This window comes from Gordonia sp. PvP123 (assembly GCF_040547295.1).
In the GTDB taxonomy this organism is placed as follows: domain Bacteria; phylum Actinomycetota; class Actinomycetes; order Mycobacteriales; family Mycobacteriaceae; genus Gordonia; species Gordonia terrae.
The window spans coordinates 379,754-406,234 of sequence record NZ_JBEPPN010000002.1 but is presented as its reverse complement, the minus strand read 5'-3'; the positions used below and the strand labels follow the sequence as shown (position 1 = coordinate 406,234).

Below are 26,481 nucleotides of genomic sequence, written 5' to 3'. Positions count from 1 at the left end.
CGGGCGACCAGGCGGGGTCGAGATGACCACGGACACCAACGGGCACGACGTCGAGCGCAGCGTCGGCATCACCGATGCCGAACGCGCCGAACTCGAACGACTCAGAGCCGAAGTCGCACAGTTACGACAGAAGACCGGGAGCGGGTCTCCGTCCGGTGCCGCGACGTCGATACAGCGGCACCGGTGGCGCTGGTTCGCGGTCGCGCTCCTGTGCGTGCTCGTCGCGGTGCTCGCCATCACCTCGGTGACCTCGCGGTTCGTCCGCGGCGAGATCCTCGACACCGATCGCTACGTCAGCACCGTCGCGCCGCTCGCCTCGGACCCCGCTGTCCAAGCGGAGATCTCGAATACGATCACCGACGAGATCTTCGGTCGCATCGACGTCGAGGCGCTCACCGCGGCCGCGCTGACCACCCTGACCGACTCGGTTCCGGCCACCGAGAACGCACCGCGCGTCGATCGTGCGGTCGAGGGCCTCGCACCGGTGCTGGCCGGCCAGGCACGCGGATTCGTCCAGCAGACCGTGTCGTCATTCGTCGCCAGCGATCAGTTCGAAACGCTGTGGTTGCAGGCGAATCGGGCCGCACACACGGCCCTGGTCGCGGTGGTGACGGGCGATGTCGGGCCGTCGTCGGTGACCGTGGACGACTCCGGCACGGTGAGCATCTCGCTGGGCACCGTGATCGACAACGTCAAGGCACGCCTGCTCGACCGCGGATTCACCTTCGTCGAGAAGATCCCCGCTGTCGACAAGCAGTTCGTCCTCTTCCGCTCGCCCGAACTCGTTCGGGCCCAACGCGCCGTCTCGGCGCTCGACACCGCCGCCGACGTCCTGCCGTGGCTGACGATCGCGCTCGCGTTCGCCGCGGTCGCGGTCGCACCCCGCGGCCGGCGCATGCGGGCTCTGTCACTCGCGGGGCTCTCGCTGGTCCTCGCGATGCTCGTCCTGGCCATCGGCCTGCTGATCGGGCGAGCGCTCTACCTCGATGCGATGCCTCCCGACATCCTCTCCCCCGACGCCGCATCCGCCGCCATCGACACCGTGCTCGACCCGTTGCGTCTGGCCCTGCGTGCCGTGGCGGTCCTCGGCCTCGTGGTCGCCGTCGGGGCCTACCTGCTGGGCGGGTCGGCGTCGGCCGCGGCGGTGCGACGCGGGTTCGGCCAAGGCCTCGACTCGGTGCAACGGATGCGGCGGTCACGACCGCCGAACGCGTTCGAGGAGAGCCTGTTCCGTGCACGGATCGCGTTGCGCAGCGCGATCATCGGTATCGCAGCGCTGCTCCTCGTGTTCTGGAGTTATCCGACCGGGCTGGTGGTGCTGCTCATCGCCGTCTTCGGGCTCCTCGCCCTGCTGATCCTCGAACTCGTCATCAGGCCGGCGAAGACCTGGGCCGAGAGTGGGGCGACGCCGGATGAGGAGAAGCCGTCGGGCGACGCGGCGCCGGTCGTCGAGACCGTATGAGCCAGGCGTCGGTCGCCGCCGAGGTCGCGCCGCCCACCACTCGCAGGTGGTGGGCGCGCGCGGCCATGGCCCTGGCCGTGGCCGCGATCCTGCTCCCGGTGGCCGCCGCGGGAATCCTCGGCCTTCTCGGTCTGCTGATCATCTGCGTCAGCTGCGTCGTGGTCATCGTCGTCGCGCTGTACTGGTTCCTGATCAGCCGGGGCGTCCTACGGGTGGTCGCGGCCGTTCTCGCCGCCGCCCCCGTCCCCCTGCTCGTGGTGTTCCTCATCCGCGAGCGACAGCTGTGGGTCGTGATCGTCGCCGCGCTGCTGGCAGCCGCAGCGGTGGGGTGCGGCCGCCGCGCGCTCCGACCGTCCCGCATCGACTCGCTGATGCCCGAGCACGCGGCCCCGGATGTCCACCGTCCGTTCATCATCATGAATCCACGTTCCGGTGGCGGGAAGGTCGTCCGGTTCGACCTGCAGCGTCAGGCCGAGTCCCTGGGCGCCGAAGTCGCGTTGCTCGACGGGCCGGTGGAGATCGACGTGGTGCAGCTGGCGCGAGACGCCGTGGCCCGCGGAGCCGACCTGCTCGGGGTCGCGGGCGGTGACGGCACCCAGGCGCTCGTCGCGGGCGTGGCCGCCGAATCCGGCGTCCCCTTCCTGGTCGTCAGCGCCGGCACCCGAAACCATTTCGCGCTCGATCTCGGACTCGACCGTCAGAATCCCGCCCGGTGTCTCGACGCTCTACGGGACGGCGTCGAGTTCCGCGTCGACCTCGGTCACATCAACGGCCGCCCCTTCGTCAACAACGCGTCGTTCGGGATCTACGCCGAAGTCGTCCAGAGCCCGCAATACCGGGATGACAAGACGCGCACGGTGTTACGCATGCTCCCCGACCTGCTGGGCAGAGGCTCGACGTCTGGTCTGCGCGCTGTCATCGGGAACGAGTCGGTTGCCGACCCCCAGGCGATCCTGGTCAGCAACGGCCCGTATGCCACCAACGACGTGGCCGGGCTCGGTCGTCGCACCCGCATCGACGAGGGGCGCCTGGGCGTCGTCACCGTCTCGGTGTCCGACACCCGGCAGGCCGTCGGACTCCTGCGGCGTACGCACGATCAGGGGCTCGTCCAGCGGACCGCCACCGAGGTGACCGTCGACGCCGACGCCGAGGTCATCCCCGTCGGGGTCGACGGCGAATCGCTCCAGCTCACGACGCCGGTGCGATGCACGATCACGCCCGGTGCGCTGCGCGTCCGCGTCCCACGGCACCGCCCCGAGACCCGGATCGCGCCACCGCAACTGGACTGGCTCCAGCTGTGGTATCTGGCGTGGCGTCCCCACCGCGCCGCCTGACCACAGCTGGAGCGCGTACCTCAGCCGCGCAGCAGTCCCTTGGCGACGTGGGTCACCTGGATCTCGTTGCTCCCCGCGTAGATCATGAGCGACTTGGCATCGCGCGCAAGCTGTTCCACGCGGTACTCGGCCATGTAACCGTTGCCGCCGAACAGCTGCACCGCCTCCATGGCGACGTCGGTGGCCGCCTTCGACGAGTAGAGCTTCATCGCCGACGCCTCGGACAGGCTGAGCGGTTTACCCGCCTTGCCGCGTTCGATGGCGCTGAAGAGCATGTTCTGGACATTGATCCGCGCCACCTCCATCTCGGCCAGCTTCAGCTGGATGAGCTGGAACTGGGCGATCTCCTGACCCCACAGCTTGCGGTTCTTCGCGTAATCGATCGACAGCCGTTGCGCCTCGTTGATGATGCCCAGCGACAGGGCGGCGATCCCGACGCGCTCCGCGGTGAAACCGGCCTTGGCGCCCTCGGATCCACGCGAATCGGCGCCGGTGTCCTCGGTCTCACCGAGGAGACGGTCCTTGCCGACGCGGACGCTGTCGAAGAAGAGCTCACCGGTCGGCGAACTCATCATGCCCATCTTCTTGAACGGCTTGCCCTGGGTCAGCCCGGGCATGCCCTTGTCCAGCACGAACGACAGCACCTTGCGGTCGCGCATCGGGACGCCACTGCCGTCGTCGAGCTTGGCGAACACGACGATGGTGTCCGCGTAGGGACCGTTCGTGATGAAGGTCTTCTGCCCGTTGAGGATGTAGTCGTCACCGTCACGACGAACCGTGGTCTTCATGCCGCCGAGCGCATCCGACCCGGAGTCGGGTTCGGTGATCGCCCAGGCGCCGACCTTCTCCATGGTCACCAGCTCGGGCAGCCAGCGCTTCTTCTGCGCCAGCGTGCCCTTGCCGCGGATGGTCGAGGCGGTCAGCCCCATGCTCACACCCAGCGACGCGACGAGGCCCAGACAGACACCCGCGAGCTCGATGTTGACCATCATGAACATCGAGCCGCCCATGCCGCCGCCGTCACCGGAGGACTTCTTCTTCTCCCCCTTGGCTTCTGCCTCGAGTTCTTTCTCGAGCGCATCCTTGGCCATGGCATCGACACCGAAGCTCGACAACAGCTTGCGGGTGATGTCGTACGGCGGCAGGACGCCGGACTCGAGTTCGTCGAGATGTGGCCGGATCTCCTTGTCGATGAACGCCCGCAAGGCGTCCCGAACCATCAGATCTTCATCGGACCACTCGAACATCGTCACACTCCCAGACCGGTGTCCGCCCGGGGGCGAACATGTTTCAGTTTCGTCGTCCCCAACTGTGTCAGGAGTCACTGCCGATGTCTAGGTACGCCGTCGCGAATCTGTTCCTATCAGGTGTTTGCGCAGGTGTAGATGGTCGCGGGACGGACCTCGTGGGCGAAGAACCGCTCTGCGTCCGGGCACAGAAGGGCTTGGGCAACCGGCATCGCCACCACCACACAACGGTCGGCGAGCCCGGAGTGCCCCACGCGCCACGCGTGGACTCGGCCGACGAAATCCGCGAGGCTCTCGCCCCCGTGTGGCCGGGCGCCGGGATCGGCGAACCATGCGCCGAGTTCGGCGGGATCGATCTGCTCCGGGGTGCGCCCTGCCCACGTTCCGACGTCCAGGGTTCGCAGCGCGTCGTCGACGAGGGCGTCGGTTGCCCCCAGGAGTCCGGCGGTCTCCCGGGTCGCGATCTCCGGACCGCAACAGAGGACCGGGCGCGTGGACGCCGCGGCCAGGCGGAGCACGTCCCGACGGCCACGCTCGTCCAGAAGCGGATCACCGCCGAATCGCACCGACCGGTTGGGGCCGGTGCGACCGGCGGTGATGATCTGCATGCGCGAAACGATCGCCGCCTCAATGCTGGGCGGCGACCGCCGGGGCGCGGTCGGCGGTACGCGAGCGCGCCATCGCCCCCAGCAGCAGGGCGAACACCACGGTGAGAACCGTCCACAGGATCACCTGGTTGGCGATGGCGTAGACCCGGAAGTCCCCGATCACGTCACCGGGGAAGCCCGGGAACACGATCTGACCCACGTCGTTGCGAACCGGCTCGGGGACCTCGCTGAAGGACGGCAGGAACGCGAGCACGATCGCGATGCCGGCCAGGTAGGCCGCGACAGCGGCGACGGCCGAGACGAATCCGCCGATCCGCGGACGCAGCCACAACGCCAGGACCACGGCCGCGATGGCCAGGATCACCGACGCCACACTGATGGTGAGGAAGGCTCCGGTCCTCTCGCCGATGGTGTCGTCGTCGCCGACGGCGGGCGGATTCGCCGGGTAGGCGAAGAACGGCACGGCGAACACGGCGACGAAACCGATCGCGCCGAGCACACCCGCAACCGCGCGCGGGTCGGTCGCCGGATGGCGACTGCCGAGATGACTCCAGAGCACCGTGAACGCCACCGCGAAGAACGCACCCATGCACACCGCGAACACGACGTTGCCGACACCGGCGCCGAGGTTCTCCTGCATGGCCCGCGTGAACAGCTCGCCGCCCTCACCGTGCGTGTGGCCACCCGGTTCGGCGGCGTGGGCCAGTGCCTCCTCGGCCTCCGAACGGGCGCCTTCGTAGTCGATGGCCTTGGCGACGACCGGTTCGAGGTAGAACCGGGCAAACACGAACGAGACGATTCCGGCGATCAGACCTGCGAGCAGGCCGGCGCCGATGAATTTCTTCTCCATATGTACTTGGCTTCCTGTGGGATACGGCCGGTCAGGCCGGCTCAGTGGCAGGGGAAGCCGAGGAAGTGGCGTGCGTCGTGCACGAACTCGTGGACGTGGGTGTCGGAGCCGAAGACGGACACGACGCCCTGGTCGTACCCGAGGAAGTAGTAGGCGAGACCCGCCAGGAGCACGGTCAGGCTGAGCCAGAGGGCTGCACTCGCGACCGACAGGTTCGGTACGGGCAGGGCACGGGCCGGGGCGGCCTGTACGGCTGCAACAGTGCGGGGAGCTGTCATGGAGGGGTCCTTTCGCCGATCTCGCGTCGGAGATGTCGTGGTGTAGCAGTCCGGAGGACTGCTACGCGCCGGCACGGCATCCTGACTCACGTCACCCCGTCACCATCGACCGCGTCGATATGTCGACACGTCGACCGCGTCGACATATCTACGGTGTCGATATGGGCAGCGTTCACAGTGGCGCGACCGTTCCGGACTCTCACCGGATTCCCCGCACAGGCGTGGGATGACTCTATACCGCGTTCTGTCGTACGCGTGAGACATAGTGGAGAGATGCCCCGCGCTTCGGTGCTCGACCGCTTCACCGCCCCCACCCGACGGTGGTTCTCCGGCGCCTTCACCGCTCCCACCGCCGCGCAGAAGGGTGCGTGGACGTCGATCGCCGACGGCTCGCACACCTTGGTCATCGCCCCCACCGGATCGGGCAAGACCCTCGCCGCGTTCCTGTGGGCCCTCGACCGCCTCGCCGCCGACCCGGACTCGCGGCCCGCCGGCACCAAGGTCCTCTACATCTCGCCGCTCAAGGCATTGGCCGTCGACGTCGAACGCAACCTGCGGGCCCCGCTGACCGGCATCACGCGGGCGGCTCAGGAGCTCAACCTGCCCGAACCGAACATCACCGTCGGCGTCCGGTCCGGTGACACCTCCGCCGCGGACCGCCGCGCACTGGTCAAGACACCGCCCGACATCCTGATCACGACGCCGGAGTCGCTGTATCTGATGCTCACGTCGGCCGCGCGAGAGAGCCTCACCGGCGTCCAGGCCGTCATCGTCGACGAGGTGCACGCGGTCGCCGCCACCAAGCGCGGTACGCACCTCGCGCTGACCCTCGAACGACTCGACGAGCTGCTCGAGAAGCCCGCGCAGCGGATCGGGTTGTCGGCGACCGTCCGGCCGCCGGAGGTGGTGGCGGGGTTCCTGTCCGGCGCCGCGCCGTGTCAGGTGGTCAAGCCCAAGGCCGACAAGACGTTCGACCTCCGCGTCGATGTCCCGGTCGAGGACATGGCCAACATCCCACCCCCGGTGTCCGATGCCGACCCCGCCGCACTCGACGACGCGTTCTCCCCGACCGCCGGGTCGCTGTGGCCGTACGTCGAGGCCTCGATCGTCGACCAGATCGAGGCCAACCGGGCGACGATCGTGTTCGCCAACTCCCGGCGCCTCGCCGAGAAACTCACCGCCCGGCTCAACGAGATCCACGCCGAACGCCACGGGCAGCCGGCCGAACCGACCGGCAATCCGTCGGTCGCCGGCGGCGCCCCCGCGTTCGTCATGGGCAGCGGCGCGAGCTCCGGCGCCGAACCCGTCCTGGCCCGCGCGCATCACGGCTCGGTCAGCAAGGAGCAGCGCGCCCAGATCGAGGACGACCTGAAGGCCGGGCGCCTGTCCTGCGTCGTCGCGACCAGCTCCCTCGAACTCGGCATCGACATGGGCGCGGTCGACCTCGTGATCCAGGTGGAGTCCCCGCCGTCGGTGGCCAGCGGGCTGCAGCGCATCGGCCGCGCCGGCCACCAGGTCGGCGAGATCAGCCAGGGCATCCTGTACCCGAAGCACCGCACCGATCTCCTGCATTGCACCGTGACGGTGAGCCGCATGCTCGACGGGGCGATCGAGGAGATCAAGGTCCCGCAGAATCCCCTCGACATCCTCGCCCAGCAGACCATCGCGGCCGCCGCGGTCGACGACCTCGAGGTCGACCACTGGTACGAGGTGATCCGGCGTGCGGCGCCCTATCGCGAACTGGGCCGGGGCGTCTTCGACGCGACCCTCGACCTGATCGCGGGTCGTTTTCCGTCGGACGAGTTCGCCGAACTGCGCCCGCGGGTGAACTGGGACCGCGACGCCGGGGTGATCACCGGCCGGCGCGGAGCGCAGCGGCTCGCGGTCACCTCGGGCGGTTCCATCCCCGACCGCGGCCTCTTCGGTGTGTTCATGGTCGGCGAGAAGGCAACGCGCGTCGGCGAACTCGACGAGGAGATGGTCTACGAGTCGCGTGTCGGCGACGTCTTCGCACTCGGCGCGACCAGCTGGCGGATCGAGGACATCACCCACGACCGCGTCCTGGTCTCCCCCGCGTTCGGTCAGCCGGGCCGGTTGCCGTTCTGGATCGGCGACGCGATCGGACGCCCCGCCGAACTCGGCGCCGCGATCGGTGCGTTCACCGGTGCGATCGCCGACCCCGGCAAGCTCGACGACCATGCCGCACGCCTCGGCCTCACCGACAACGCCCGCACCAACCTCGAGACCCTCATCGCCGAGCAACGGGAGTCGACCGGACACCTCCCCACCGACCGCACCCTGGTGGTCGAGCGGTTCCGTGACGAGCTCGGCGACTGGCGGGTGATCTTGCACTCCCCCTACGGTTTACGTGTCCACGCACCCTGGGCGAGCGCGATCTCGCAGCGCCTGCTGGAGACCCTGGGCATCGAGGGTGCCACCACGGCCTCCGACGACGGGATCATCCTGCGCATGCCCGACACCGACGACGCCCCGCCCGGCGCCGACGTGTTCCTCCTCGACCCGGACGAGGTCGAGCAGCTCGTGACCGACGGTCTCGCGGATTCGTCGATGTTCGCCTCCCGGTTCCGCGAATGCGCCGCTCGCGCACTGTTGTTGCCGCGACGCGACCCCGGACGGCGCGCTCCGCTGTGGCAGCAGCGCCAGCGCAGCGCCCAACTGCTGTCCGTCGCCTCCAAGTTCCCCGACTTCCCGATCGTGCTCGAGGCCGTCCGCGAGTGCCTGCAGGACGTCTACGACCTCCCCGCCCTCCTCGATCTGCTGACCCGCATCCGCACACGCCGCATCCGGGTCGTGGAGACCGAGACACAGAGCCCGTCACCGTTCGCCGCATCGTTGTTGTTCGGCTACGTCGGGGCGTTCATGTACGCCGACGACGCCCCGCTCGCCGAGCGCCGGGCGGCCGCGCTCTCGCTCGACACCAGCCTGCTGGCACAACTCCTCGGTCGCGTCGACCTCCGCGAACTCCTCGATCCGGCCGTCATCGCCGACGTGATCGCCCGTCTCCAACGCCTGTCTCCCGAACGCCAGGCCCGCGACGCCGAGGATGTCGTCGACCTGCTGCGGTGGCTGGGACCCCTCACCACCCAGGAGGTCGAGGCCCGGTACCGCGGCGACGAGCCGGCGACCGATGTCCTCGCCGAGCTGCACCGCAGCGGCCAGATCATCTCGGTGAACCACAACTCGCGCGCGCTGTGGGCCGCAATCGACGACACCGCGCGGTTGCGGGATGCGTTGGGAGTCCCTGCACCGCTGGGTATCCCGGCGGCCTTTCTCGAACCGGTCCCCGATCCGGTCGGGGACCTGATCGGCCGGTATGCCCGTACCCACGGGCCGTTCACCGTGCCCGAGGCCTCCGCGGCGCTGGGCATCGCGACCGGGGTCGTGCGCGACACCCTGAACCGCCTGGCCTCGGAACGACGCGTCGTCGAGGGCGATTTCCTGCCGGAGGGTGGCGACACCACTCCGCGGGAGGGCCAGTGGTGCCACACCGACGTGCTGGGGCAGATCCGACGCGGCTCCCTCGCGGCGAGCCGCGCCGAGGTCGCTCCGGTCGGCACCGACGTCCTCACACGTTTCCTCCTCGACTGGCAGCACGCCTCGCCCGGGACCCGATTGCGCGGCGTGGACGGGGTCGCGACCGTCATCGACCAGCTCGCCGGATTCCCGCTCCCGGCGTCGGCATGGGAGTCACTGGTCCTGCCCGCGCGGGTCTCCGACTACGCGCCGCCGATGCTCGACGAACTGCTCAGCGCCGGCGAGGTGATCTGGTCGGGGCACGGCCGGATCGGCAACTCCGACGGGTGGGTCGCGCTGCATCCGGCCGACGTAGCCGTCCTCACGCTGCCCGACGCCGACGAGATCGACACGACCCCGGTGCACGACGGGGTCACGGCCGCACTCGAACCCGGCGGCGCACTGCGCTTCCCACAGATCGCCGCCGACATCAGCACCGGCACCACGACGCCTGCCGCCGACATCGAGACCGCCCTGTGGGACCTGGTGTGGGCGGGACAGGTCAGCAACGACAGCTTCGCGCCCGTCCGGGCCCTCCTGCAGCCACGACGAAACCCGTCCGCCCCTCGCTCGGCCCCGGCTCATCGCGCACGGGGGCGGGCGCCCCGCCTCCGCGCCGGTCGTCTGTCCGCCCGGTACCTGACCGAACACTCCACGTCACCGCCGGTGTCCCCGACCGCGAGCGGCCGCTGGTTCGCCCTCGACCACCCCTCGACCGAACCGACGATCGCCACCCAGGGCCTCTGCGACCAACTGCTCACCCGGTACGGCGTGATCACCCGCGGGAGCGTCGTCTCCGAAGAGGTCACCGGCGGATTCGCGCGGGTCTACAAGGCGCTCACCGTCTTCGAGGACAACGGACACGTCCGCCGCGGCTACTACGTCGACGGTCTCGGCGGGGCGCAGTTCGCCTCGCCCGCCACGGTCGACGAGCTGCGTCGGCATGCGCTCCCCGATCGCAAACCGCCCCGCGAGGCGACAGTGCTGGCCGCGACCGACCCGGCCAACCCCTTCGGTGCGGCGTTGGACTGGCCCCCGTCCCGCGACACCGAGGCCGGACACCGCCCGGGTCGCAAACCGGGGGCGCTCGTGGTGCTCGTCGACGGCGAACTCGTGTGCTTCGTCGAGCGCGGTGGCAAGACGCTGCTCACGTTCAGCGATTCCATCCCGCGGCTGGAGTCGGCGGCCGGGGCGCTGGTCGCACTGGTTCGGCGCGGCCGGATCTCCCGCCTGACGATCGATCACATCGACTCGGAGCCGGTGCGCGCCACCGACTTCGGCAAGGTGCTCGTCGAAGCCGGGTTCTCGACGACCCCGCGCGGCATCCGGCTACGCTACGGCGATCATGCCTGAGGAGAGCGATGCCTGAGGGCGACACCGTCTTCGCCGCCGCGGCGCGTCTGCGGGCCGGTCTCGCCGGTCGCGTGCTCGAGTCGTCGGACTTCCGCATCCCGTCACTGGCGACCGCGGATCTCTCCGGACGGGAGGTGTCGGCGGTGCGCTCGGTGGGCAAACATCTGCTGATCGACGTCGCCGAGAGCAGCCCGGGCGCCGGCGACGCCGTCAGCATCCACTCGCACCTGAAGATGGAGGGGGCCTGGCACGTTCATCCTCGCGGGCAACGGTGGCGGCGGCCCGCCTATCAAGCGCGTGCGGTCCTGCGAACTGCCGACCACGAGGCCGTGGGTTTCGACCTGGGGGTCCTCGAACTCCTCGCCGACCCGGACGCGGCGCTCGCCTACCTCGGTCCCGACCTGCTCGCCGACGACTTCGATCGTGAAGAGGCGATCCGGCGACTCGCCGCGCACCCCGACGAGACCATCGGGTCGGCACTCCTCGATCAACGCCTCATCGCGGGGATCGGCAACGTCTTCCGCAGTGAGATCTGCTTCCTCCGCCGTGTCCTCCCCACCCGGCCGGTGGGCGAGGTGGATCTCGGCCCGGTGGTCGATCTCAGCCGGCGTCTCCTATGGGCCAACCGGACGCGCTCGGCGCGCACCACCACGGGCAACACCTCACCCAACGCGCGGATGTGGGTGTACGGCCGTCACGGTCGGTTGTGCCGGCGCTGTGCGACGCCGGTGAAGCGCGGCGAACTCGAATCCCCCGGCGGGGAGCGCTCGGTCTACTGGTGTCCCCGGTGTCAGATCTGAGGCGGCCGAGGCCCCCTCACACGGGGTAGCGCTCGGGCTCGGGCCCGAACTCGAAGCGGCGGGCCGTGATCGAGTCGACCGTGATCTCCACGTAGTGGTACTTCATCGTTGCGATCCAGGGTCGCAGCGGAAGCTGGTCGGCCGCCTCGATCTCGTTGAACGACACGAGGATCCGCGCCGTCCCCTTGGCGACCACGCTCCAGCCGTCGGCGTCGGTGTGTCCGTCGGTCTCGAACGCAACCCGCGAATTCACCGCCAGCTCCGACAATTTGGTGCCCTCGCCGGACCGCAGCAGGATGCGGCCGTCGATCGCGTGGAAGTTCACCGGGAAGATGTCGGGTTGACCGTCGACACTCAGGGCGAGCCTGCCGAAATCAGTGGCTCCCAACAGCTTCCAGGCCTCGTCGGGGGTGAGTACCCGAACCGATTCGTCGACCATGACCGTCTCCTTCTCCCCCACCCCGATCGTGCCGCGCGATCAGGGGCAGGGACAGAGGCCAACGTCCCGACTTGACCGGGCCGCCGTCACTTCGGAACGGGCACCGGCTCCAGGATCTCGGCGCGCGCCTCGGGCGCCGCGGCGCGTAGTGCGTCGGCGGAGTCGTCATCGGGCTGCTGCTGGGAGGCCACCTCGGCCTCCACCCGCGCGATGTAGGTCGCGACCTCGAAGTCGCGTTGCTCGGTGGTCCAGCCGAGCAACGGCGCGAGCAGGTCGGCCACCTCGTCGGCGCAGTCGACCCCGCGGTGGGAGTACTCGATGGCGATACGGGTGCGGCGGGCGAGCACGTCTTCGAGATGCAGCGCCGCCTCGTCGACCGCCGCATACACCACCTCGACGCGCAGATACTGCGGCGCCGCGGCGAGCGGCTGCAGCAGGCTCTTGTCACCGTCGGCGTAGTAGAGCACGTCGTCGATGAGTGAGCCGTACCGGTTGAGCAATCGCCGAATGCGATACGGGTGCAAGCCGAAACGCTGCCCCAGGTGCTCGCACTGGTTGATGAGCGCGAAGTAGCCGTCGGCGCCGAGCAGCGGGACCCGTTCGGTGATCGACGGCGCGACGCGGGTGGGGATGAAGTCGTTGCAGGCGTCCACGGCGTCGGCGGCCATCACCCGGTAGGTGGTGTACTTGCCGCCCGCGATCGACACGAGACCGGGTGCAACGGTCGCGACCGCGTGCTCGCGCGACAGCTTCGAGGTCTCGTCGTCCTCACCGGCGAGCAACGGACGCAGTCCCGCGTACACACCTTCGATGTCGTCGTGGGTCAGCTTGGTCACGAGGACCTCGTTGACGCGTTCGAGGATGTAGTCGATGTCGGCGCGGGTGGCGGCCGGATGCGCGAGGTCGAGGTTCCAGTCGGTGTCGGTGGTGCCGATGATCCAGTGCGTCTCCCACGGGATGACGAACAGCACCGAGTTGGCGGTACGCAGGATGATCGCGGTCTCGCTGACGATGCGGTCGCGGGGCACCACGATGTGCACCCCTTTGGAGGCGCGGACCTTGAAGTGCCCGCGCTGTCTGGACAACGCCTGCACCTCGTCGGTCCACACCCCGGCGGCATTGATCACACAGTGCGCACGGATCTCGGTGACGTCGCCGTTCTCGGTGTCGCGCACCCGGACTCCGAGGACGCGGTCGGACTCGCGCAGGAATCCGATCACCTGTGTGGAGGTCCGGATGACCGCCCCGTAGTTGGCCGCCGTGCGGGCAACCGTGAGGCTGTGGCGAGCGTCGTCGACGACCGTGTCGTAGTACCGGATCCCGCCGATCAGCGAGTTGCGCTTGAGTGCCGGCGCCACGCGCAGCGCGCCCGATCGCGTGACATGCCGTTGTCCGGGAACGGACTTGGCGCCACCCATCCGGTCGTAGAGGAAGATGCCGGCTCCGACGTAGGGCCGCTCCCAGACACGTTGCGTGAGCGGATACAGGAACGGCAGGGGCTTCACCAGGTGCGGGGCGAGGAACCGCAGCGACAACTCGCGTTCGCGCAGAGCCTCACGCACGAGCCCGAATTCGAGCTGCTCGAGATAACGGAGCCCACCGTGGAACATCTTCGACGACCGGCTCGACGTGCCCGAGGCGATGTCGCGCGCCTCCACGAGCGCCACCCGCAGGCCGCGCGTCGCCGCGTCGAGTGCGGCGCCGACGCCCACCACGCCGCCGCCGATGACCACGACGTCGAACTGCTCCTCCCCGAATCTCCGCCACGCCTCGGCGCGGTAGAGGGGCCCCATGTCGGCCGGCCGGTCCGGGTTGAACTCGGTGTTCATGGTTGCCGAGCCTAATTGATCTCGGCGAGTCGGACAGCGTGCGACACTGTCCGGCGTGGGTAGGTCAGGCAAATACGTGGCGGCGATCGACCAGGGCACCACCTCGACCCGGGCGATGATCTTCGATCACAAGGGTCGCGTCGTCGGCGTCGAGCAGCTCGAACACGAACAGATCTTCCCGCGCGCGGGCTGGGTCGAGCACGACGCCGCCGAGATCTGGCGTAACACCCGGCGCGTCGGCGCCGCTGCCCTCGCGTCGGCCGAACTGACCGCGAAGGACATCGTCGCCTGCGGCCTCACCAATCAGCGCGAGACCACCGTGATCTGGGAGCGCGACACCGGCAAGCCGGTGCACAACGCCATCGTGTGGCAGGACACGCGAACCGATGATCTGTGCACCGAGCTCGCCGGAGATGTCGGCATGGACCGGTTCCGCGATCGCACCGGCCTGCCGTTGTCGACCTACTTCGCCGGCCCCAAGGCCCGCTGGCTCCTCGATTCCGTCGACGGCCTCCGCGAACGCGCCGAGAACGGTGAATTGTGTTTCGGCACAATGGACTCCTGGATGGCCTGGAACATGACCGGCGGGGTGGACGGCGGCCGGCACGTCACGGATGTCACCAACGCCTCGCGCACCATGTTGATGGACCTGCGGACCCAGACCTGGGACGCCGACATCTGCGCCGAGATGGGCATCCCGATGGCCATGCTGCCCGAGATCAGGAGTTCCTCAGGCGATTTCGGCGCCCTCCGGGGCAACGGTCCCCTCCCCGGGGTACCGCTCGCCGGCATCCTCGGCGACCAGCAGGCCGCGACCTTCGGCCAGGCCTGCCTCGAACCGGGCGAGGCCAAGAACACCTACGGGACCGGCAACTTCCTGCTCCTCAACACCGGCACCGAGCCGGTCTTCAGCGAGCACGGACTGCTCACCACCGTCTGCTACCGCATCGGCGAGCAGCCCGCACGATACGCACTCGAGGGCTCGATCGCGGTGACCGGTTCGCTCATCCAGTGGCTGCGCGACAACCTCGGGCTGTTCTCGCAGGCGTCCGAGGTCGAGAAACTGGCCGGCGGGGTCGACGACAACGGCGGCGTCTACTTCGTCCCGGCGTTCTCCGGACTCTTCGCACCGCGCTGGCGCCCCGACGCCCGTGGCGTCATCGTGGGTCTGACCCGGTTCGCCGACAAGGGCCACATCGCGCGAGCGGCGCTGGAGGCCAGCGCTTTCCAGACGCGTGAGGTCATCGAGGCGATGCAGGCCGACTCCGGGGTGGAACTGTCGACGCTGAAGGTCGACGGCGGGATGGTGGTGAACGAACTGCTCATGCAGTTCCAGGCCGACATCCTGGACGTCCCCGTCGTGCGCCCGGTCGTCAACGAGACGACCGCCCTCGGCGCGGCCTATGCGGCCGGGCTGGCGGTGGGCTTCTGGGAGAGCGAGGACGACATCCGCGCCAACTGGGCCGAGGACAAGCGGTGGGAGCCGGGGATGGATGCGGACGAACGCGACCGCCTCTATGCGGGGTGGAACCGGGCGGTCGAGCACAGCTTCGGCCTGACCTGACCGAAGCCGCCCCTCACACCACGTGGTCGGCGAGGACGGCGACCACGCCGGCACTCCCGCCGAGCGCGGCCGCGGCCTCGTATGCCGTGTCGCGGAGCGCGTCGCGGGGTGATTCGCCGGCGGCCGACGTCGACATCGCGGCGACCGCGCAATCGACGGCGCGGGCGCGCCGGAAGCTCTCGCGCTGGGCGCCGACGTCGCCGCGGCGCTGATGCGCGAACGCGTCGAAGTCGTGTTGGGCCGCGACGAGACGGAGCCGGGCGATCCCCGCCGCCGTCGTACCGCCCTGCCGACGCCACTGGCCGATGATCTCCCGGATCTCGGGCGTCGACACCGCCGTCACGTCCAGAACGGTGGCGACGATGAGGTGCAGACACGCGGTGAGGTCTTCGTCCGGGACCGCATCGACGAGTCGGGCGACGCCGCCGGGCAGCCGGTCGACACGCCTCAGCACGGTGTCACCCGTCGTCGCCTGCGGGACTTCCGGATCACACCGGCTCCGGTCTCGCGGGGACCGGACCGTCCGCGGTCGTTCGGTCGTCGTTCGAAACCGGTTGCGCTGCAGTGCCGTTGCCGTCAGGGGAATCGGCGTCGCGGGGCGGGGCGGACCGCGGGGACGAGGTCTCGCCGGGATCGGCCGGGCGCGGTTCGGGGACTGTCGGGAACGCCTGCCGGATCCAGTCGCCGATGACGGGCGGACCCACGAGCGGCATGTCGCCGACGATCTCCGCCCCGTGTTCCCGGTTGTGCAGGTATGGCGCGGCGCGGTGGGGGGCGTCGTCCGCCCCGGGGCGCCGGCCGCCACCCGGCATGCCGGCGGGTGGCATCCCCGCGGGGCGCTGGCCGACCGGGCCGGCCGGAGTTGCCGATGTGGGTGCGCCGGCCGTCGGGGACGCCGGTGTCGGAGTGGCGGACGGGGCCGAGAGCGGTGGTGGCAGCGCCCCGGGAGTCAGGACGGCGGGCGTGGCCGTCGACGCGGGGACACCCGATCCGACGCCGCTGCCCGGAGCGCCTCCGCGGGAACCGGACTCCCCGGTCCCGTCGGGGCCCACGCCACGATGCGATCCCGAGGTCGCCGCACCTCGTGGCGTCGAATCGGGGGTCGCACGACCACCACGCACGAGGCCGTCGGACCCATCGGTGCCACCGCGTCCCGCGGGGCCCGACGGCGGACCTGCCGGACCCGCCGGCGTCGTCGACGAACCCGGGCCGCCACCTCCCGGCGGTGGCCCGGCCGCCCCGGCCGGCACCGGCACACCGGAGGATGCCGGGCGGCCGAAGTCACCGGCATCCACGGTGTTGCCCGCCTGGCCGCGCGCGGCATCCGACCCGGAGCCCCCGGTGCCGGACGGCCCACCGGCTGATGCTGACCCGAGCCCGCCGGTGACCCCGTTGGCGCCGGACGGGTCGTGCGGAAGGGAGTGCTGCAGCCCGATCATCGGCGACGAGTACGCGCCCGTCATGGCTCGATCGGCCTCATGCCGCACCGTGGGGGCGTCCTCGGGGTGGTCCCGGATGTGCTGCTGCAACTCGCGCAGCCGTCCCTCCTGGCCGCGCGCCGACCCGAGGATGCCCGTCGCACCGGTCAGCGCATCACCGATCCGGCTCGCGGTGTCCGACGTCGCCGCCAGATCAGCGGACAGTGACCGGCCCGCTTCCAGCGCCGCGTCGGACGCCAGCCCCAGCATGCTGTCGCCGAACATCGCATGCATCCGTTCGGCCGCTCGCCGGACGGACTCGATCGCCGTCAGGATCGTCTGGACGTCACCACTCGCACGTCCCGGTTCCATGGTGCTCAGGACGTCGAGGATCTCGTCGATGCTCATACCGGCCCACTGCGTGCGGTCGCCGTCGAACATGCGCTCGTTGCGACTGCCGTGGGTGTTGTAGGACTCCTCCGGCGAGGTCACGACACCCCCTTGGTCGCTGGCCGGGACGAACGAATTCGTCCGACCCTACCGTGGCATCCCCGGCCGCGGTGAACACCGGCACCGCCTGTGCACAGCGGAAGGCCCGACTCAGTCCAAGTCGTCGTGGCGCACCAGCTGGCGCGCGGCCTCGGTGATCGACCCGGTCAGCGACGGGTACACCGAGAAGGTCTGCGCGAGGTCGCCGACCGTGAGCTTGTTCTGCACCGCGAGGGCGATGGGCAGGATCAGTTCGGAGGCATTCGGTGCCACCACGACACCGCCGATGACCACGCCGGTGGCCGGCCGGCAGAAGATCTTCACGAAGCCCCGCCGAAGACCGCTCATCTTGGCGCGCGGGTTGGTGGCCAACGGCAGCATCACGGTGCGGGCCGGGTACTCGCCGGTGTCGATCGCGTTCTGCGACACCCCCACCGTCGCGATCTCGGGGCGTGTGAAGATCGCGGAGGCAACGGTTTTCAGCTTGATCGGGCTCACGCCCTCGCCGAGGGCGTGATACATCGCGATGCGGCCCTGCATGGCCGCCACCGAGGCGAGCGGGAACAGACCGGTGCAGTCACCCGCCGCATAGATCCCGGCGACCGATGTGCGGGACACCCGGTCGACCTCGATGTAGCCGCCCTTGCCCACGGCGACGCCGGCGCGGTCGAGCCCCAGGTCGGTGGTGTTCGGGACCGAACCGACGGTCATCAGCACGTGACTGCCGGTGACGGTCGACCCGTCGGCCAGGTGCGCGGTGACCGAGTCGCCGTGGCGCTCGACCTTGTCGGCGCGGGCGTGCTTGACCAGTTCGACGCCACGCTCGGCGAGCGCGTCCTCGAGGACCAGGGCCGCATCCTCGTCCTCGTGCGGGAGCACCCGGTCGCGGCTCGACACCAGCGTCACCTTCACGCCCAGTTCGGTGTAGGCGTGGACGAACTCGGCGCCGGTGACGCCCGAGCCGATCACGATGAGGTGTTCGGGCAGTTCCTCGAGGTCGTAGAGCTGACGCCAGGTGAGGATGCGCTCGCCATCGGGCCGGGCGTCGTCCAGGACGCGCGGCGACGCTCCCGTCGCCAACAGCACCACGTCGCCGTCGTAGCGTTCGGTGGTCCCGTCGGCCAGCGTCGCGACGACGCTGTGTGTCGAGACGCCGACCTGCCGTTCGTCGAGCACCGCACTACCGGCGACGAGCTTGACTCCCTCGCTGATGAGCCGTGAGCGGATGTCCGCGGACTGCGCGAACGCGAGGTCGCGGACCCGCTGGTGGATCTGCGGGAGCGTGACCGAGGTGTCGTCGGTCTTGATGTTGATTCCCAGGTCGACAGCTCGCCGGACCTCGGTGCGGATGCCGGTGGACGCGATGAAGGTCTTGGACGGCACGCAGTCCCACAACACGCAGGCACCGCCGATCCCGTCCGAATCGATCACCGTGATGTCGGCGCCGTAGGCGGCCGCCGCGAGCGCCGCCTCGTAACCCGCGGGTCCACCGCCGATGATGACGATCCTGGTCACTGTCACTCCTGTTCTCCACGCCGGGTCGTCGCGCCATCCTTTGTGGGGATGGCGCGTCCGGCTGCGTGTTGTAGCTCGACGGGGAGCGCGGGGTGGTGCGTTCCCTCGGGTCGGCGAGACGGTCGACCCCGTGTCCGCCGCCTACCAAACTAGTCGTGCGGGTGCGGCGGTGTGAACGTGGTCGCACACACCGCCGGGGCGACGGTGTCGCCTTCCGGACTCGGCGACGACCATCTAGGCTCCTTCCGTGCCCATCTATGCCGCCTACGGATCCAACATGCATCCCGAGCAGATGGCCGAGCGCGCGCCGCACTCGCCGATGTCGGGCACCGGATGGCTTCGGGGCTGGCGTCTGACCTTCGGGGGCGGCGACATCGGCTGGGAGGGGTCGCTGGCCACGGTGACCGAGGACCGCGACGATCCCGACGCGCGGGTGTTCGTGGTTCTCTACGACGTCACCACCGAGGACGAGGACCTCCTCGACCGGTGGGAGGGCTCCGAACTCGGCATCCACCGCAAGATCCGGGCCCGCGTCGACACGGCGGACGGTCCGGTCCTCGCCTGGCTCTACGTCCTCGACGCATTCGAGGGCGGACTTCCCTCGGCGCGCTATCTGGGCGTCATGGCCGAGGCGGCCGAGATCGCGGGTGCACCCGCCGAATACGTGCAGGATCTGCGACTGCGCGAGTCGCGGAACGTCGGTCCCGGCCCGGGTCCCGCGGAGTAGCCGACGGCTGACTAACCGGCCGCGCTCGTCGCGTTCAGCACGATCCCGGCGAGTGCACGGACGCCGATCGCGAGGGCGCGCTCGTCGAGGTCGAAGTTCGGCGCATGCAGATCGACCTGCGGGCCGAACCCGTCCCACACGCCCAGGCGGGCCATCGCTCCGGGCACCTGTTCGAGATACCAGGAGAAGTCCTCCCCACCGGGCGACTGCGGCGTGTCCGCGATGGCCCTGGGTCCGATCGCGGCGACCGAACGCTCGAACATCGCGACCGCGATCTCGTCGTTGACGACCGGCGGCACGCCTCGGAAGTACGAGAGGTCGTAGCGGACACCGAGCGGTGCCAGGAGTTCACCGACGACGCTGCGTACCAGCGGTTCGAGTTCGGCCCAGGTGGTGTGGTCACCGGTGCGGACCGTCCCGCGCATGCGTCCCTCCTGCGGGATCGCGTTGGCAGCACTGCCGGCGTTGGCCGCACCCCACACCATCACCGTCCCCGACCGCGGGTCCACGCGACGCGACAGCACCCCGGGCAGTCCGGTGATCACGGTGCCCATCGCGTAGATCAGGTCCCCGGTCAGATGTGGGCGTGACGTGTGCCCGCCTGCGGAATGCAGTTGCAGATCGATGTGGTCCGCCGCGGAGGTCAACGGGCCGGACCGCAGCCCGACCGTGCCCACCGGCAGTCGCGGATCGCAGTGAAGGGCGAAGATGCGGCCGAGACCGCTGGTGACCCCGGCCTCGATGGCGTCGAGGGCGCCACCGGGCATGACCTCCTCGGCCGCCTGGAAGATCAACCGGACACCGACGGGCAGCGGTTGCGCCGCGGCGAGCAGTTTCGCGACGCCGATCAGGATGGCCGTGTGCGCATCGTGCCCGCACGAATGCGACGCGCCCTCCACCGACGAGGTGAACGGCAGTCCGGTGTGTTCGGTGACCGGCAGAGCATCCATGTCCGCGCGCAGGGCGATCCGAGGCTCACCGGCGGGTCCCAGGTCGCACACGACGCCGGTACCCAACGGCAGTCGACGCGGGTCGAGCCCGGCGGCGGTGAGTTCGCTCATCACCAGCTCGGTGGTGCGCACCTCCTGCCGGGACAACTCCGGATGCGCGTGGATCTCGCGGCGCCACGCGATGAGGTCGGTGCCGTGTTCGGCGAGCCACGAGTCGATGGGATCGCCCGCCGCGGCGAAACCCGCTCCCGCGGCCGACATCAGAAGACCCCGGGCGGGGTCGGACGCGCGAGATCGTCGAGCAGGGGTGCGCGCAGTCCGCGTTTGATCAGTGCGAGATTGGCGCCAACGGTCGCGGCGCGGGCGCCGGCGATCTCGGCGGCCCGGGCCGTGAGGTGTTCGGCACCGACGGCCTCGTCCACGATGCCCGCGCCGACCGCGTCGTCGGCACCGTATCGGCGGCTCGTGTACATCGCCTCGGTCGCGGTGCGGTCGGTGAGGCGAGTGCGCAGCAGGGTGGCCATCCCGCGGGTGAAGGGCATGCTGAGGGCGGCCTCGGGCAGCGACCAGAATCCGCGCTCGGTGCGCATGAGGACGTGGTCGGTGCACAGCGCGAGCATGGCGCCCGCACCGAAGGCGTGCCCGTTCACGGCACAGACCGTGGGGACCGGCAGGGTGAGGACCTTCGCGTACAGCGCGTGGACACGGTCGAGGTAGGCGGGCAGCTGATCGGGGGCGGCGAAGATGTGATCGGTGTCCAGTCCGTTCGAGAAATACTTCCCGGTGGCGGTGATCACCAGCGGACGCGTCGGGGCGGCGACGACGTCGTCCAGCAGCCGCTCGACCTCGTCCAACCATTCCACCCGGAACCGGTTCTCCGGATTGGACTCGCTGATCTCCTCACCGCGCGCTCCGAGATGGAGTTCGACGACCTCCCCGGCATCGTTCAGAAATGGCATGTCCCGACCTTATCGCCCCCGGTGTCGTCGTCGCCGACCCGATCGGTCGGCGCACCGCCGTCACGAGGTCGTGCGGGCTGCGGAACGGTTTAGGGTTGGCGCATGGACCCCACCGTCGACGCAGACGCCGCAGCCATCGTCGCCGCGGCCACGATCGCCGCCGAGACCGACGCCGCCGCACACGATGTCGCCGTCATCCTGGGATCGGGCTGGTCCCCCGCGGCCGAGGCCTTCGGCAGGCCCATCCGCTCGTTGCCGATGGCGTCGATCCCCGGTTTCGCCCCACCCGCGGCCGCCGGCCACGGCGGCGTCGTCCACTCCGTCCGGATCGGTGATCGGCGGGTCCTGTTGATGCTGGGGCGGATTCACGCCTATGAGGGACACGACCTCGCCCGCGTGGTCCACCCGGTCCGCACCGCCGCGGCAGCCGGTGTCCACACCGTCGTGCTCACCAATGCGGCGGGTGGCCTGCGCGCGGACATGTCGGTCGGGCAACCCGTCCTCATCTCCGACCACCTGAACCTCACGGCCCGCTCCCCCCTGGTGGGCGCTCGGTTCGTCGACCTGGTCGACGCGTACTCGCCGCGCCTACGGGACATCGCGCGCGGTATCGACCCGGGGCTCGCCGAGGGTGTCTACGCCGGACTGCCCGGCCCGCACTACGAGACCCCCGCCGAGATCCGGATGCTGCGGACGATGGGTGCCGACCTGGTCGGGATGTCGACCGTGCACGAGACCATCGCCGCCCGGGCCGCCGGGCTCGACGTGCTCGGCATCTCGCTGGTCACCAACCTCGCCGCCGGCATGACCGGCGAACACCTGAGCCATGCCGAGGTTCTCGAGGTGGGACGCGCGTCGGCGACCCGGATGGGTGAGCTGCTGGCACAGATCATCGGCGAACTGTAGACCCGCACCGATGTCCGCCGGCCGAACCGAAGGAGCGACATGAGCTATCCACCGACCGGTCCCGGCGGTTACCCCCAGGGCGGTTACCCAACGGGCCCGGTTCCCCCGGGGCCGCCCCGGTCGCCGTGGTCGTCGCCCGCGGTGCTGGTGGCGATCGGCGCGGGTGTGCTGCTGGTGGTCGTGGGCGTGCTCGCGGCGCTGCTGTTGATCCCCGCGGACGACGAGTCCGCCGACCGCGACACCGCTGACGGCGGACAGCCGTCCGCCTCGACCTTCACGAGCACCGTCACCCGATCCGCCGAGACGACGACACCGACCGCCACGCCCCCCACGACGACCACCACGACGTCGTCGACACCCGACCGGCCCACCCCCGGTGTCTCGGGCGCGGATTGGCAGGGGTTCACGACCGGCCCCCGTTGCAACGCCGCGGGCGACCCCGCAGTCGTCGTCGGGCAGACCTCGCGGTCGCGCGTCGTGATCTGTCAGGTCGGCACCCAGACCGGGCGCTGGTACTACAAGGGTCTCGCACCCGAAGGCGGGATCGAGGTGCAGTTCCCGACCCGCACCGGCGACACCTTCGAAGCCCGCAACGGCGCGGTCCGCTACCTCGTCTCGCCGACGAGCCTCACCATCGTCGAGGGCGGGACCGTCCTGGCCGAGGAGCCGATGCTGGCCTACTGGTCGCTGCCCGGTTGAGGCTCGGCGTCGTCGGACCGCTAGGAGTAGCGCGGACCGAACTGACGGTCCCCGGCGTCGCCGAGGCCCGGCACGATGTAGTTGACCTCGTTGAGACCGTCATCGACCGCGGCCACCACGAGCCGGCACGGATGCCCCGATTCCTTCAGCGCGGCAACACCTTCCGGGGCGGCGACAACGCACACCGCAGTGATGTCGGTGGCATTGCGGGCCACCAGGAGTTCGATCGTGTGCAGCATCGAACCACCGGTGGCGAGCATCGGATCGAGGACGAACACCGGGCGTCCCGCCAGGTTCTCCGGCAGCGACTCCAGGTAGGGCACCGGTTGCGCGGTCTCCTCGTCGCGCGCCAGACCGACGAAACCGACATGCGCCTCGGGGACCATCGCGTGCGCCTGCTCCACCATGCCGAGTCCGGCACGCAACACCGGCACCAGCAGGGGCGGGGATGCCAGCCTCGAACCCGTGTGCGCCGTCAGCGGTGTGTCGATCGCGACATCGGCTCGGGGCGCGCCGGCGAGCGCCTCGTAGATCAGCATCTGGGTCAGGTCGGACAGCGCGGCCCGGAATCCGGCGTTGTCGGTGGTCTTGTCGCGCATGGTGGTCAGCCGTGCGGCCGCGAGGGGATGGTCGACGATCAAGGACTCCATGCTCACCACCCTATTTCCTCCGCAGAGGCGGCGTGCCCCCGTGGGCGAGTCCGGCCCACCCGTCGTCATGCGCTCGAAATTCGATGGAACCCATCTCGGTCGCGCCGCGTCTGAATCCCATGAGCCCGTCCTCTTCGCTCCCCGATCCCATGCCTGCCCGTCCAGGTCTCTCGGCCGGTAACCGCCTGTCGGCCGATCCCTCTGCGCTGCACGATTTCTCCGACGTACACCGCACCAACGCCCGGATGCTCGACGGCGAGGCCGGCAGCGACGAGGCCGCCGTGGTGGACCTCGCCATCACCTTCGGACTGATCGGAATCGAGTTCCTCACCGCCGTCGTCGAGTTCCTCGAGCTGCATCGCCGGAGTCTCGAGGCCGCGGCGAGGCGTGAGGAGCGCGTGGGGTCCACCACGGGTTCGGCAGCCGCGTCCTACGCCGACTGCGACTGCGCGGCTGCCGACGGGGTCTTGGCGCACAGTGAGCTGACGCTGTGATCGCCGTCGAACTCCTCATCGAGCCGTTGCGTCAGCTCCTCGCCGCGCTGGGCACCGGCGTCCTGGCACCGGGCAACCCCGTCGAGCGGGTCCGGACGGACGCGGCCGCCGTCGAATCGGTGCGCCGCCGATCGATGTCCGCCACCGAATCGGTCCGCACCCGCTGGGACGGGGCGGGTGCGACGGGTGCCGAGGACGCGACGGTGGCGATCCAGCAGCAGCTCGGCGGACTCACCGACTGCGCCGCCGAGTTCGGCCGGCTCGTCGACGACGCGAGTCGCACCGTGCACGCCGCGTCGACCGGACTGAACGGACTGGTGGACTCTTTGGAACGGCATGTCCGCGACCTCGGCGGCGGACTGGTCGGGCCGACAGGGCTTCTCACGCTTCTGCCCATCGCCGTCGAGCACCTCGGCCGGGGCGTGCAGATCGTGGCGCGCGCTCGCGCCGAGCTCGGTTCGGACACCGAGGCGCTGGCCGCGCTGACCCGGCGGACGGCTCCCGCCGAGGTGACCGGCGTCGCCCACGGGAACGAGCGACCGTCGGCGGGCCCGACCTCGGGCGGCATACCGATCACGCTGCCCGACGGTTCGGTCGCCTACGCACCGAACCGACGAGCGGCGACCGCGGTGCGGGCCGCGCTCAGTCAACGCGGGGTCCCCTACGTCTGGGGCGGCACCACGCCGGACGGATTCGACTGCAGCGGCTTCACCCAGTGGGCCTATCGTCAGGCCGGACTCGAGCTCCCCCGCCTCGCCCAGGACCAGGACACCGCAGGCCACCAGGTCTCGCAGTCGCAACTGCAACCCGGGGACCTCGCGGTGTGGTCCGGGCACGTCGCCATGTACATCGGGAACGGTCAGATGGTGGAAGCCGGTGACCCGGTGGGCGTCTCGCCGGTGCGGACCGCCAACCTCGACCAGGCGTTCGAGGGCTTCTTCCGGCCGCGGTGAGCACCCGGGGCCGCTCATGTCCGACACCGGCCCGCCGAGTTCACGGAAATGTCGTCGGCACACCACCGACCGTCTGTGGGGGCACTACTGGATTCGCCGTCGACGATCGCTAGGCTGTGTCCCCATGGCCGGAGACATCGTCCCGATTGAGCTCGGACTCACCGACGGAAACAGCTTCACCCTGTGGGCACCCCGCTGGCGTGAGGGCGATGACGAGTGGGAGGCCTTCCTCGGACTCGACGAGGACCTGTACGTACTGCCCGGCGTCGCCGAGCTCGCCGCCTTCATCCGGACCAATGAGGACAACGACCTCGTCGAGCATCCCGCCTGGTCGACGGTGGTCGGTGTGCAGGCCGAGGAACTGGTCCCCGATGAGCGTCACAGCTACGACCTCGTCGGTGTGCCCGAGCTCGCCGCCGAGGATCCGACGCCGGAGGTCATCGCCGAGCTCGAGGACGCTCTCGAGATCGTGCGCATCCTCGGCGAGGTCTGCGAACTGACGCCGGTCACCAAGTTCTTCAACGGCAACCCGATCCTCGGAGCCGTCACGACCGGCACGCGCAACTTCGACGGCCGCGAGGGCACCGACCTCTGGGTCCGCATCGGCCGGTTGATCGCCAAGCACTGGGACGACGTACTCGACGCCATCGACGGGGTCATCAGCACCCCGAAGGTCGATGCGAAGGCCGTCGAAACCGCTGAGGCCGAGTTGGAGGCCGCCGCGTCCGCAGAGGACGAGGACGAGCCCACCGACGACGACATCGAGATCGTCGGTGCCGCGGACACCGACGACGACGAGTCCGTGGACACCGAGGACGACGAGCACGTCGACGACGACCATGACGACGAGGACGACTACGACGACGACGATTTCTGGGCGTCGGTCGGTATCGACCCGGTCAAGATCGTCACGAGCGCCGGCGAGTACCTCACTCTCCGCTGCTACCTCGGCGACGATCCGGTCTTCCTCGGGAGCAAGGGCAAGATCTTCGTGTTCACCTCGGCGCGCTCGCTGTCGCGATTCCTCGCCGACGAGAACGAGCACGACCTCGCCGACCTGTCGACCTTCGACGAGGTCCGCACCGAGGCGACCGACGGCTCTCTCGAATTCGACGTCATCGACGACAACGTGTACGTGCTGCCCGGCCTGGCCGACGACATCGCCGACGGCCCGCGTCGCATGGATCGCGACCAGCTCGACCTCGCCGTCGAACTGTTCACCGACGCAGCCGACTACGCCGGCGACAACACGGTCACCGAGGCCCTGGGCACCACCACCCCGCTGGGATGGTTCGTGGACTACACGGTCAACCCCGACCCCAAGCGGATGGCGCCCAGCGGCCCGTTCGACAACGAGGCCGAGGCGTGGCGCGCGCTCGAGCACGACTTCGAGGCCCGCCTCACCAAGAAGGGCTGACCGGCC

At 70.0% G+C, this 26,481-nt stretch carries 23 protein-coding genes and 1 riboswitch; of the genes, 11 read left to right on the top strand and 12 right to left on the bottom strand.

Annotated elements, in window-relative coordinates:
- Window positions 1-22: 22 nt before the first annotated feature.
- Complete coding sequence (locus tag ABIC25_RS04710; protein ID WP_354560197.1) at window positions 23-1,462, top strand: hypothetical protein; 1,440 nt, start codon at window positions 23-25, stop codon at window positions 1,460-1,462.
- Window positions 1,459-2,796, top strand: coding sequence for a diacylglycerol/lipid kinase family protein (locus ABIC25_RS04705; RefSeq protein WP_354560195.1), 1,338 nt, complete (start codon window positions 1,459-1,461; stop codon window positions 2,794-2,796). The genes ABIC25_RS04710 and ABIC25_RS04705 overlap by 4 nt, the downstream gene beginning before the upstream one ends.
- A gap of 20 nt (window positions 2,797-2,816) precedes the next feature.
- Here ABIC25_RS04705 and ABIC25_RS04700 read toward each other — a convergent pair whose 3' ends face one another.
- The 4 genes from ABIC25_RS04700 to ABIC25_RS04685 all read right to left on the bottom strand — a co-directional run bounded on the left by ABIC25_RS04700 (window position 2,817) and on the right by ABIC25_RS04685 (window position 5,779).
- Window positions 2,817-4,043: an acyl-CoA dehydrogenase family protein gene (locus ABIC25_RS04700; protein WP_354560193.1), complete on the bottom strand. Its 1,227-nt coding sequence runs from the start codon at window positions 4,041-4,043 to the stop codon at window positions 2,817-2,819.
- A 116-nt stretch (window positions 4,044-4,159) separates the two neighbouring features.
- Window positions 4,160-4,651 (bottom strand): histidine phosphatase family protein, encoded by a 492-nt coding sequence (locus tag ABIC25_RS04695; protein ID WP_354560191.1) that lies wholly within the window; start codon window positions 4,649-4,651, stop codon window positions 4,160-4,162.
- A 19-nt stretch (window positions 4,652-4,670) separates the two neighbouring features.
- Window positions 4,671-5,501, bottom strand: a complete 831-nt coding sequence (locus ABIC25_RS04690; protein ID WP_354560189.1) for a CbtA family protein — start codon at window positions 5,499-5,501, stop codon at window positions 4,671-4,673.
- Between the two features lie 41 nt (window positions 5,502-5,542).
- Window positions 5,543-5,779, bottom strand: coding sequence for a CbtB domain-containing protein (locus ABIC25_RS04685; RefSeq protein ID WP_004021659.1), 237 nt, complete (start codon window positions 5,777-5,779; stop codon window positions 5,543-5,545).
- A gap of 75 nt (window positions 5,780-5,854) precedes the next feature.
- Window positions 5,855-5,991: riboswitch (cobalamin riboswitch) on the bottom strand.
- A 61-nt stretch (window positions 5,992-6,052) separates the two neighbouring features.
- On the opposite strand from ABIC25_RS04685, the gene ABIC25_RS04680 reads away from it, so the two are divergent.
- Both ABIC25_RS04680 and ABIC25_RS04675 read left to right on the top strand, forming a co-directional pair.
- On the top strand, window positions 6,053-10,666 hold the full coding sequence (locus ABIC25_RS04680; RefSeq protein ID WP_354560187.1) for an ATP-dependent helicase: 4,614 nt from the start codon (window positions 6,053-6,055) through the stop codon (window positions 10,664-10,666).
- Window positions 10,667-10,674: 8 nt separating this feature from the next.
- The gene (locus tag ABIC25_RS04675) at window positions 10,675-11,466 is read left to right on the top strand and encodes a DNA-formamidopyrimidine glycosylase family protein (protein ID WP_354560185.1); all 792 of its coding nucleotides are present in this window, start codon (window positions 10,675-10,677) and stop codon (window positions 11,464-11,466) included.
- Between the two features lie 16 nt (window positions 11,467-11,482).
- On the opposite strand, the gene ABIC25_RS04670 is transcribed toward ABIC25_RS04675, so the two are convergent.
- Window positions 11,483-11,905, bottom strand: coding sequence for a pyridoxamine 5'-phosphate oxidase family protein (locus ABIC25_RS04670; RefSeq protein ID WP_354560183.1), 423 nt, complete (start codon window positions 11,903-11,905; stop codon window positions 11,483-11,485).
- Between the two features lie 86 nt (window positions 11,906-11,991).
- On the bottom strand, window positions 11,992-13,734 hold the full coding sequence (gene glpD, locus ABIC25_RS04665) for a glycerol-3-phosphate dehydrogenase (protein WP_004021663.1): 1,743 nt from the start codon (window positions 13,732-13,734) through the stop codon (window positions 11,992-11,994).
- A 76-nt stretch (window positions 13,735-13,810) separates the two neighbouring features.
- Between glpD and glpK the strand changes: the two genes are divergently transcribed.
- Window positions 13,811-15,298, top strand: a complete 1,488-nt coding sequence (gene glpK, locus ABIC25_RS04660; protein ID WP_354560337.1) for a glycerol kinase GlpK — start codon at window positions 13,811-13,813, stop codon at window positions 15,296-15,298.
- A 13-nt stretch (window positions 15,299-15,311) separates the two neighbouring features.
- Here the strand turns inward: glpK and ABIC25_RS04655 are convergent, their stop codons facing one another.
- The 3 genes from ABIC25_RS04655 to ABIC25_RS04645 all read right to left on the bottom strand — a co-directional run bounded on the left by ABIC25_RS04655 (window position 15,312) and on the right by ABIC25_RS04645 (window position 18,720).
- Window positions 15,312-15,752 (bottom strand): hypothetical protein, encoded by a 441-nt coding sequence (locus ABIC25_RS04655; protein ID WP_064571595.1) that lies wholly within the window; start codon window positions 15,750-15,752, stop codon window positions 15,312-15,314.
- Window positions 15,753-15,786: 34 nt separating this feature from the next.
- The gene (locus tag ABIC25_RS04650; RefSeq protein WP_354560181.1) at window positions 15,787-17,208 is read right to left on the bottom strand and encodes a hypothetical protein; all 1,422 of its coding nucleotides are present in this window, start codon (window positions 17,206-17,208) and stop codon (window positions 15,787-15,789) included.
- A gap of 108 nt (window positions 17,209-17,316) precedes the next feature.
- The gene (locus ABIC25_RS04645) at window positions 17,317-18,720 is read right to left on the bottom strand and encodes an NAD(P)H-quinone dehydrogenase (protein WP_004021667.1); all 1,404 of its coding nucleotides are present in this window, start codon (window positions 18,718-18,720) and stop codon (window positions 17,317-17,319) included.
- A 247-nt stretch (window positions 18,721-18,967) separates the two neighbouring features.
- Here ABIC25_RS04645 and ABIC25_RS04640 point away from each other — a divergent pair, with 247 nt between their 5' ends.
- Entirely contained in the window at window positions 18,968-19,447 is a 480-nt protein-coding gene (locus tag ABIC25_RS04640) for a gamma-glutamylcyclotransferase family protein (protein ID WP_004021668.1), read from the top strand.
- Between the two features lie 11 nt (window positions 19,448-19,458).
- Here the strand turns inward: ABIC25_RS04640 and ABIC25_RS04635 are convergent, their stop codons facing one another.
- Together ABIC25_RS04635 and ABIC25_RS04630 are read right to left on the bottom strand one after the other, a co-directional pair.
- Window positions 19,459-20,658 (bottom strand): amidohydrolase, encoded by a 1,200-nt coding sequence (locus ABIC25_RS04635; protein WP_354560180.1) that lies wholly within the window; start codon window positions 20,656-20,658, stop codon window positions 19,459-19,461.
- A complete protein-coding gene (locus tag ABIC25_RS04630) occupies window positions 20,658-21,356 on the bottom strand; it encodes an enoyl-CoA hydratase/isomerase family protein (RefSeq protein ID WP_354560178.1) in 699 nt (232 codons plus the stop codon). The genes ABIC25_RS04635 and ABIC25_RS04630 overlap by 1 nt, the downstream gene beginning before the upstream one ends.
- Window positions 21,357-21,458: 102 nt before the next feature.
- Between ABIC25_RS04630 and ABIC25_RS04625 the strand changes: the two genes are divergently transcribed.
- Both ABIC25_RS04625 and ABIC25_RS04620 read left to right on the top strand, forming a co-directional pair.
- Window positions 21,459-22,262, top strand: coding sequence for a purine-nucleoside phosphorylase (locus ABIC25_RS04625; RefSeq protein WP_101819078.1), 804 nt, complete (start codon window positions 21,459-21,461; stop codon window positions 22,260-22,262).
- A 39-nt stretch (window positions 22,263-22,301) separates the two neighbouring features.
- Window positions 22,302-22,961, top strand: coding sequence for a hypothetical protein (locus tag ABIC25_RS04620; RefSeq protein WP_354560177.1), 660 nt, complete (start codon window positions 22,302-22,304; stop codon window positions 22,959-22,961).
- 20 nt (window positions 22,962-22,981) lie between these two features.
- Here ABIC25_RS04620 and upp read toward each other — a convergent pair whose 3' ends face one another.
- Window positions 22,982-23,611 carry a uracil phosphoribosyltransferase gene (gene upp / locus ABIC25_RS04615; protein WP_064571599.1) on the bottom strand — a complete coding sequence of 210 codons (630 nt, stop codon included), beginning with the start codon at window positions 23,609-23,611 and terminating at the stop codon, window positions 22,982-22,984.
- Between the two features lie 149 nt (window positions 23,612-23,760).
- On the opposite strand from upp, the gene ABIC25_RS04610 reads away from it, so the two are divergent.
- The 3 genes from ABIC25_RS04610 to ABIC25_RS04600 all read left to right on the top strand — a co-directional run bounded on the left by ABIC25_RS04610 (window position 23,761) and on the right by ABIC25_RS04600 (window position 26,475).
- The gene (locus ABIC25_RS04610) at window positions 23,761-24,105 is read left to right on the top strand and encodes a type VII secretion target (protein WP_354560175.1); all 345 of its coding nucleotides are present in this window, start codon (window positions 23,761-23,763) and stop codon (window positions 24,103-24,105) included.
- Window positions 24,102-25,058 (top strand): C40 family peptidase, encoded by a 957-nt coding sequence (locus tag ABIC25_RS04605; RefSeq protein ID WP_354560173.1) that lies wholly within the window; start codon window positions 24,102-24,104, stop codon window positions 25,056-25,058. The genes ABIC25_RS04610 and ABIC25_RS04605 overlap by 4 nt, the downstream gene beginning before the upstream one ends.
- 124 nt (window positions 25,059-25,182) lie before the next feature.
- On the top strand, window positions 25,183-26,475 hold the full coding sequence (locus ABIC25_RS04600) for a SatS C-terminal domain-containing protein (protein WP_064571601.1): 1,293 nt from the start codon (window positions 25,183-25,185) through the stop codon (window positions 26,473-26,475).
- The last annotated feature ends 6 nt before the right edge of the window (window positions 26,476-26,481 follow it).